This is a genomic window from Streptomyces vastus (assembly GCF_039532825.1).
GTDB lineage: Bacteria > Actinomycetota > Actinomycetes > Streptomycetales > Streptomycetaceae > Streptomyces > Streptomyces vastus.
Genome location: NZ_BAAASJ010000124.1, coordinates 5012 through 12861, shown reverse-complemented (window position 1 = coordinate 12861; position 7850 = coordinate 5012). Strand labels below are relative to the sequence as shown.

Annotated in this window: 6 protein-coding genes; all 6 read left to right on the top strand. The window is 73.5% G+C overall.

Going from position 1 to position 7850, the window contains the following annotated elements:
• A partial coding sequence (locus ABD357_RS41300) for a hypothetical protein (RefSeq protein ID WP_344396688.1) occupies positions 1-554 on the top strand: 554 nt, incomplete at its 5' end.
• Between the two features lie 339 nt (positions 555-893).
• Entirely contained in the window at positions 894-1265 is a 372-nt protein-coding gene (locus ABD357_RS41295; protein WP_344396687.1) for a pilin, read from the top strand.
• Positions 1262-3238, top strand: coding sequence for a TrbL/VirB6 family protein (locus tag ABD357_RS41290; protein ID WP_344396686.1), 1977 nt, complete (start codon positions 1262-1264; stop codon positions 3236-3238). The genes ABD357_RS41295 and ABD357_RS41290 overlap by 4 nt, the downstream gene beginning before the upstream one ends.
• Positions 3239-3244: 6 nt before the next feature.
• Positions 3245-4195 (top strand): PrgI family protein, encoded by a 951-nt coding sequence (locus ABD357_RS41285; protein ID WP_344396685.1) that lies wholly within the window; start codon positions 3245-3247, stop codon positions 4193-4195.
• Complete coding sequence (locus ABD357_RS41280) at positions 4192-6051, top strand: VirB4 family type IV secretion system protein (protein ID WP_425585219.1); 1860 nt, start codon at positions 4192-4194, stop codon at positions 6049-6051. The genes ABD357_RS41285 and ABD357_RS41280 overlap by 4 nt, the downstream gene beginning before the upstream one ends.
• Positions 6039-7850 (top strand): DUF8128 domain-containing protein (locus ABD357_RS41275; RefSeq protein WP_425585218.1); only part of this gene is annotated, 1812 nt, incomplete at its 3' end. The genes ABD357_RS41280 and ABD357_RS41275, both read left to right, overlap by 13 nt.

The following is a 7850-nucleotide window of genomic DNA, read 5'->3' as shown; positions in this document are numbered from 1 at the left end:
GCGAGGTGATCCGGCGCGCCCATGAGCTGGGCGAGCCGTGGGACGTGGTGGCGGTGGCCATGACCGTTCCGGTACTGCGCCGGATGCTCGCCCGGCTGGCTCGCCCCGCCCATCTGGAGCGCGCCGAGGTCGAGCAGGAAGCCCTGGCCGCCGTCGCCGCGGCCCTGCGCACGGTGAACCCCGGAGCGGAGCGGCTGGACAGGGAGTTGTTCAGCGCCGCCGACCGGGCGGTGCACCGGCTGGTGTACGCCGCACGCCGCCAAGCCGCCCGCGAAACCGGCTCGGCGGCAACGCACCTCGACCACCTCTGCTCCGTCCCGCAGGCAGAACACGGGGAGCCGGTGGATGAGCTCACGGTGCTGTCCCGTGCCGTACAGGCCCGCGTGGTGGACGTGGCCGAGGCGCGGCTGATCGCCCGTACCCGGCTGGGCGGCGAGCCCATGCAACACCTGGCGGCCGAGCGCGGGGTGAGTGTGCGTCAGCTCTACCGGCACCGCAGCGCTGCCGAGCAGCACCTGGCAGCTCATCTGCGACGCCGGCTGCAGGACCAGTAGCACGCCAGTGGGGGGATTTTCGGTGGCGGGATGTCAATTCCCGCCACCGGGATCTCTATTCACGGTGACGGCGCACCGAGCCCGGCTTCGGGCCGGAGCGTCCGTTGTGGTCCCGGGGCGGCGGCCGATGCCCCGGGACCAGATCTCCGCACGGTGCGGGGTGAGCACGACCGTCTCGTGCTGACACCGAGAACCCCCTTCCGCCGCGCCCCCTGTAAGGAGGCCGACGCCCGGGCCAAGGGTTCCGCTCACCCCGCACCGACGCACGTACGCCCCCTGCGGCGTCCCCGTCCTGTCCTGCTCCTGCCCGGCTCTGTGCCCCGAGGGAGGTGTGCTGCCATGCTCGCAAGGCTCCGTCGGCCACCGCGACCGCTACTGCGCTGGTCCGTCCGGCTCGTTTTCACCACTGCCCTCACGACGTGCGCGCTGCTGGCGGATCCGCCGCACGTGTGGGCGGTCGCGGACATCCCGACCGTCATCACGAATCTGCGGAACTGGGTCGTCGGCATCCTTGCCGGACTGGCCACCCTGTTCCTGACCTTCGGCGGGCTGCGCTATCTGATGGCGGGCGGCGATCCGGGGGAAGTCGAGGCCGCCAAGCGGGCGTTGAAGGCCGCGGCGATCGGCTACGGGCTGGCGATCCTGGCCCCAGTGTTCGTGGCCGTGCTGCAGGGCATCGTCGGTGCCAACGACGGCGGGGGCGGGCAGTGATCCGCACAAGGCATCTCGCCCGCGCCCTGCCCTTGCTGTTCGCCCTGGCCGTGATGGCCCTCGTCCCGATGTGCGCCGTGGCCGCCTCCGCGCACACTGGGTCCGCGGCGGTTCAGGCGCCGGCGGCCCCGGAGCCGCCGCAACCCGAACCGCGGCCCGCGCCCGGCCCCGCCGCCCCCTCCCCGGAGCCCGGGGCGGAGCCGAGGCCCGAGCCCACGCCCGGGCCAACCCCTGCACCGGGCCGCCCCACACCCGAACCGGAGTCACCCTCCTCCCCTGAGCCGACTCCCGGGCCGACGCCTCCGGCCTGCGAAGCGACCGGCACCGAGTGCGACAAGGGCACCACCTGGGGCTTCCTCGACATCCCCGCCATGGTCGTGGACGCGGTCACCTCCTTCCTGGGCACGCTGATCGAGCAGATCATGAAGCCGGTGCGCGAGTTCCTCGCCGACACCCTGCTCGCCACGCCCGACGTCACAAAGCACGCCGACATCAAGAAGCTGTGGACCGCCATGCTGGGGATCACGGCCGGGATCTACGTGCTCTTCGTGACCGCGGGCGGCGTCACGGTCATGGGCTATGAGACCGTCCAGACCCGCTACGCCCTGCAGCAGATCGCCCCGCGCCTGCTGCTGGGGATGGTCGCGGCGGCCACCTCACTGACCGTGATGGGCAAGGCGATCAGCCTGTCCAACGCCCTCGCCCACGCGATCATGGCCACCGACATGTCGGACGCCGGTCAGGGCATGGTCGAACGCGTCCTGCCCTTCGCCCTGTTCGGCTCCGCGGGGCTGAAGCTGTACCTGCTGATCCTCGCGATCGTGATGATCACGCTGGTGCTCGCGGTGCTGATCGGCTTCCTGGTACGTGTTGCGGTGATGGCGCTGCTGGCGGTGGCCGCGCCCCTGATGCTGGCGTGTCACGCGCATCCGCTGACCGATCCCGTCGCCCGGCTGTGGTGGCGCGCCCTGGCCGGCTGCCTGGTCATCCAGATCGCCCAGTCGATGACGTTCATCCTCGCCCTGAAGCTGTTCTTCGCCCCCGGGGCCACCACGCTCGGCATCCCCAAGTCCGACCAGTTGGGCACGATGCTCGCCGGACTGGCCCTGTTCTGGGTGCTGTTCAAGATTCCGGGCTGGACCCTGCAGGTCGTCCTGCGCGGCACCCCGATCCACAACCCGCACGCCCCTGCTGGGCTGCGGATGCTCAAGCACCTGGCGATGTACCGGCTCATGAACCATTACGTGCCCGGCATCGGCCTGCTGCGCCGCCGCCCCGGCGGCGGTGGAGGTGCCGGCCTCGGCCTCGGCCGCCGCGGACCAGGCGGCGCAGGCGGCCGCCCAGGAGGGGGCGGAGGCAGGCCGGGAGGGGGTGGAGGCGGACGTGGTCGAGGCGGAGGCGGACGTGGTGGGGGCCGGCTGCCCGCCGCCGGGCCCGGGCGTGGTGGGGGTGTGCGGGGCTGGGGCCGGGCGCTGCTCGCGCGTGGCCGTGCTGCCCCTGGCCGGCCTGGTGGCCGCCCGGGAGCAGCGGGCCGGCCCGCACCCGGTGCCCCGGCCGCGCCGGGCGGGCGCCGCGCGGCACCCGGCGCTCCAGGCGCCGCAGCCAGGCCGGGCAACGCTCCCCCACGCCGCGGCCCGGGAGCAGCTCCCCTCGTCGGTACGCCGAAAGGTCCCCGCGCCGTGATCCATCCCGCCCAGGCCCGCCGGAGACAGCAACTCGCCCTCCCCATCGCCGCCCCGCGCGCTCCCGCCCGACCGCCCAGGCCCACCCAGATGTGGCTGCCGATCCGCGCCGAGCGCACTCCCGCCCCACCCCCGGCAGCTCGCGCCCAGCCCGCCATACCGTCCCCGGCCCGTCCGGCCCCGGTACCCCGGGCACGCCAGCTGGCGCTGCCCGTCCCCGCGGCACGGGTCCGGGTGCGCCCGCCGCGTCCCGTGCAGCTGCGGCTGCCCCTCGAACCACCCCGGAGGTAACTACGCATGAACCCACCCGACGAAGCCGGGGACGCCCCGTACGCCACCCGCATTCCCGCCGACATCTCACGCCCCGACCGCCTGCTGGGCCCCTTCACGGCCCGGCAGAGCGCGATCCTCGCCGTCGCCTCTCTCGTGCTGTACGGCGGCTGGTGGGCAACGCGTCCCTTCATGGCGCCGCTCACGTACGCGGCCCTGGTGGTCCCGATTACCGGTGCGGTGGCCGCGCTTGCGCTCGGCCGGCGGGAGGGCATCAGCCTGGACCGCTTCCTGCTCGCCGCCCTCCGGCACGCCCGCACCCCAAAACGCCGGGTGCACGCCCCCGAAGGAGTGCCGCCGCTGCCGGTCGTCGTCCCCGACCGCTGGGCCAAGGCGGCGGGGCCGCCTCCGGCCGCGATGCGCATGCCGTACGACGGCATCACCGCTGAGGGGGTGCTCGACCTGGGCGGCGAGGGGAAGGCGGCCGTGGCGACGTGCTCCACCGTCAACTTCGAGCTGCGCTCCGCGGCCGAACAGCAGGGCCTGACCGCCGCGTTCGCGCGCTGGCTCAACTCCCTGACCGGCCCCACCCAGCTGCTGGTGCGCTGCCACCGCATCGACCTCGCCCCACTCGCCGACACCCTGCAGCACGATGCCGCCGCACTGCCCCACCCCGCTCTGGAGCAGGCCGCCCGCGCCCACGCCGACTTCCTCGCCGACCTCGCCACCGGCGGCAACCTGCTCGGCCGGCAGATCGTGCTCATCGCCCGCGAAGACGCCGCAGCACACGGCGGACGGCACCCCGCGGGAACGGGCCGCGTCATCCAGCGCGTCCACGAAGCCACCCGAGCGCTCGGCGCTGCCGAGATCACCGTCACGCCCTTGGACGCCGAACAGAGCGCCGAGCTGGTGGGTGCGGCCTGCAACCCCGACACCCCCACCGCGCCCGAAGACGGATCGGAAGGTGACCCCGCATGACCCGGCTCTTCTCCGGCCGCCGCCGCACCGCTGCCGACATGCCGGTCGTCGACACCGCCCAGGTGCTGGAGGCGGCCGGCCCCGAGGCCGTAGAGGTGCATGCCCGCGCCCTCGCGGTCGGCGGACACCTGGCCACCACGCTGGTGGTCACCGGCTACCCGGCCGAGGTCACCGCGGGCTGGCTGGCCCCGCTGCTGAACTTTCCCGGCCACCTCGACATCGCCCTGCACATCGAACCCGTCCCCAACCCCATCGCCGCAGCCGGGCTGAAGAAACAGCGCGCCCGGCTGGAATCCGGCCGACGCACCGGCTTCGACAAGGGACGCCTGGACGATCCGGAGGTGGAGGCCGCCGCCGCGGACGCCGCCGACCTCGCCTACCGCATCGCAAGAGGCGAGGGAAAGCTCTTCCACGTCGCCCTGTACCTGACCGTGCACGCCGCAGACGAGGACACCCTCGCCGAACAGGCCGCCGCCGTCCGCGCGATCGCCGAATCGCTGCTCATGACCGTCGCCCCGACGACCTACCGGGCGCTGCCCGGCTGGCTGGCCACCCTCCCGCTCGGCATCGACACGCTCAAGATCCGCCGCACGTTCGACACCGCCGCGCTCGCCGCCTGCTTCCCCTTCACCAGCCCCGACCTGCCGATCAACACCGGCCCGGACGGCACGCCCGCCGGGGTGCTGTACGGGCTGAACGCGGTCTCCGGTGCTCCCGTGGTGTGGGACCGCTTCGCGCAGGACAACTACAACTCCATCACCCTGGCCCGCTCCGGCGCCGGCAAGTCCTACCTCGCCAAACTCGAGCTGCTGCGGCTGCTGTTCACCGGCACCACCGCCTCGGTGATCGACCCGGAGGACGAGTACGTCCGCCTCGCCGAAACCGTCGGCGGCCACGTCATCGCACTCGGCGCCGACGGCGTACGCCTCAACCCCTTCGACCTCCCACCAACGACAGGCGGCGAGGAGGACCTCCTCACGAGGCGCGTGCTGTTCCTGCACACGTTCCTCGCCGTCCTGCTCGGCAGCGACCTGACCGCCGCCGAGAAGGCCGTCCTGGACCGGGCGATCCTCGCCGCGTACGCACGCGCCGGGATCACCACCGACCCCCGCACCTGGCAGCGCACCCCACCCCAGCTCGCCGACCTCGCCGCCATCCTGGCCGAGGACGGCAGCCAGACCGCAGCAGATCTCGCCCACCAGCTCATCCCATACACCACCGGCTCCCACGCGCAGCTGTTCAACGGCCCCAGCACCGCCACCACCCAAGGCCACCTGGTGGTCTTCGCGCTCCGTCAGCTCCCGGACGAGGTCAAAGCCCCGGCGATGCTGCTGGCCCTGGACGCCATCTGGCGGCAGGTCAGCTCCCGTCCCCGCACCGGCCGCCACCTGGTGGTGGTCGACGAGGCGTGGCTGCTGATGCGGGACGGCGACGGGGCCCGGTTCCTGTTCCGGATGGCCAAGGCCGCCCGCAAGTACTGGACAGGGCTGGCCGTCGTCACCCAGGACGCCGACGATGTGCTCGCCTCTCCGCTGGGCCGGGCCATCGTCTCCAACGCGGCCACCCAGGTCCTGCTGCGCCAGGCCCCGCAGGCCATCGATGTGATCAGCGAGAACTTCCATCTCTGCCACGGCGAGCGGGAGTTCCTGCTCTCCGCGGCCCGCGGTGAGGCCCTGCTGCTCACCGGCGATCGCCGCCACAAGGTCGCCTTGATCAGCGTCGCAGCGCCCGGCGAACATGACGTGATCACCACGGACCCGGGCGAGCTCGCCGCCCAGCATCCGGCCGACGAAGCCCTCAACGCGGACAGCATGCCAGGCGAGGAACCCGTCGGCGAGGGGCGGTGGGAGTGGTGACGGCGTACCGGTTGCCGGCCGTTGCTCCGCCGGGCGGGCCGCTGGTGGACTTCCTCACCCACCCGGACACGTTCACCTCCACCGCGCTCCGGGCCGCCCTCGACTGGTGCACCGCGTCCGCACCCGTCCTGATCCCGCTCGTCCTCGTGTCCACATCCTGTGGATACAGTGCCCGGCGCTGGCTGCTGCGCTTGCGCCAGCAGCGCTTCGCCGACGGCGCTCGCTGCGTGGAAATCCTCGCCCCGCCCACCGTCGCCCCCAAGGGGGGTGAGGTGATGTGGGCGCAGCTCGCCGGGCTGCTGCGCCCGTGGTGGCGTCGCCTGACCACCGGCCAGCCCCACCTCGCCTTCGAATACACCTGGTCCCACACCGGCCTGCACATCCGGCTCTGGGTTCCCGGCACGGTGCCGCTGGGCCTGGTACGCCGCGCGGTGGAGGCCGCCTGGCCCGGCGCCCACACCCGCGTAACCGCACCCGTGCCGCTCCTCCCGAACGATCACATCGTCACCGCCGGACGGCTGCGCCCGGCCCGCCCCGACGTCCTGCCCCTGCGCTGTGACCACCCGGCCGACCCGCTGCGGGCGCTGCTCCAGGCGGCCACCGGCATGGCCGAGGACGAGACCGCGTGCGTACAGATCCTGGCCCGCCCCGCCACCGGCGTCGCGCTGCGCCGAGCCCGCCGCCAGGCCCGGCGGGTGAAGGCCGGACATGCCCCGGCCCGGCTGCCCGCCCTGGCCGCGCTCCTCCTGCACCGCGCCCAGCCGGCCGCCACCAGCAGGCAGGACCCCGAACACGGCGCCGCCGTACGCCAGATGGTCGCGAAACAGTCCGGCTCCCAGTGGCAGTGCACCCTCACCTACGCCGCCGCCTGCTCCCCCACAACAGAACGCGCCGAGGACGTGGCCCGCGGCCGGGCCCACGCGATCGCCTCCGCCTTCGGCCTGTACGCCGACCGCAACTACCTGGCCCGCACCCACCTGCGCCACCCCGAACCCCGCCTGAGCGCCCGGCAGTTCCCGCCCACCCGTCCCGCGCTGCTGTCGGTGCCGGAACTCGCCGCCCTCGCCCAACTGCCCCTGGACGCGGACGCCCCGGGCGTGCAGCGGGCCGGCGCCCGCTCCGTCCTGCCGCCCCCGCCAATCCCCGAACCCGCCCCCGGCAACGGGGTAAAGCCGCTGGGCCGCTCCGACACCGGCGCCCGCCGAGAGGTCGGACTCGCCGTCCCCGACGCCCGCCACCACCTCCATGTCATGGGCGCCACCGGCTCCGGCAAGTCCACCCTCATCGCGAACCTCGCCCTGGACGACGTACGCAACCACCGCGGCGTCATCGTCATCGACCCCAAGGGCGACCTGGTCACCGACCTCCTCGACCGCCTCCCCGACAGCTGCGCCGACCGACTCGTGCTCATCGACCCCGACGACCGTCACATCCCGCCCTGCCTGAACGTCCTGGACGGGACGGACATCGACGTCGTCGTCGACAACATCACCGGCATCTTCCGCCGGATCTTCACCGCCTTCTGGGGCCCCAGGACCGACGACGTGATGCGGGCGGCCTGCCTGACCCTCCTCAAACACCGCGACCGCACCCACCAGCTGGTCACCCTCGCCGACGTCCCCCGCCTGCTGGGCGAGTCCGCCTACCGGCTGCGCATCATCCCCGCCCTCAAAGACCCCGTACTGCGCGGCTTCTGGGCCTGGTACGAGTCGATGTCCGAACCCTCCCGCGCCGCGGTCATCGGCCCGGTGATGAACAAGCTGCGCGCCTTCCTGCTGCGCGACTTCGCCCGCCGCGCC

Excerpts from the sequence above, each read along its gene's own strand:
- ABD357_RS41295 (WP_344396687.1), top strand. The coding sequence starts at position 894 with ATGCTCGCAAGGCTCCGTCGGCCACCGCGACCGCTACTGCGCTGGTCC.
- ABD357_RS41285 (WP_344396685.1), top strand. The coding sequence starts at position 3,245 with ATGAACCCACCCGACGAAGCCGGGGACGCCCCGTACGCCACCCGCATT.
- ABD357_RS41280 (WP_425585219.1), top strand. The coding sequence starts at position 4,192 with ATGACCCGGCTCTTCTCCGGCCGCCGCCGCACCGCTGCCGACATGCCG.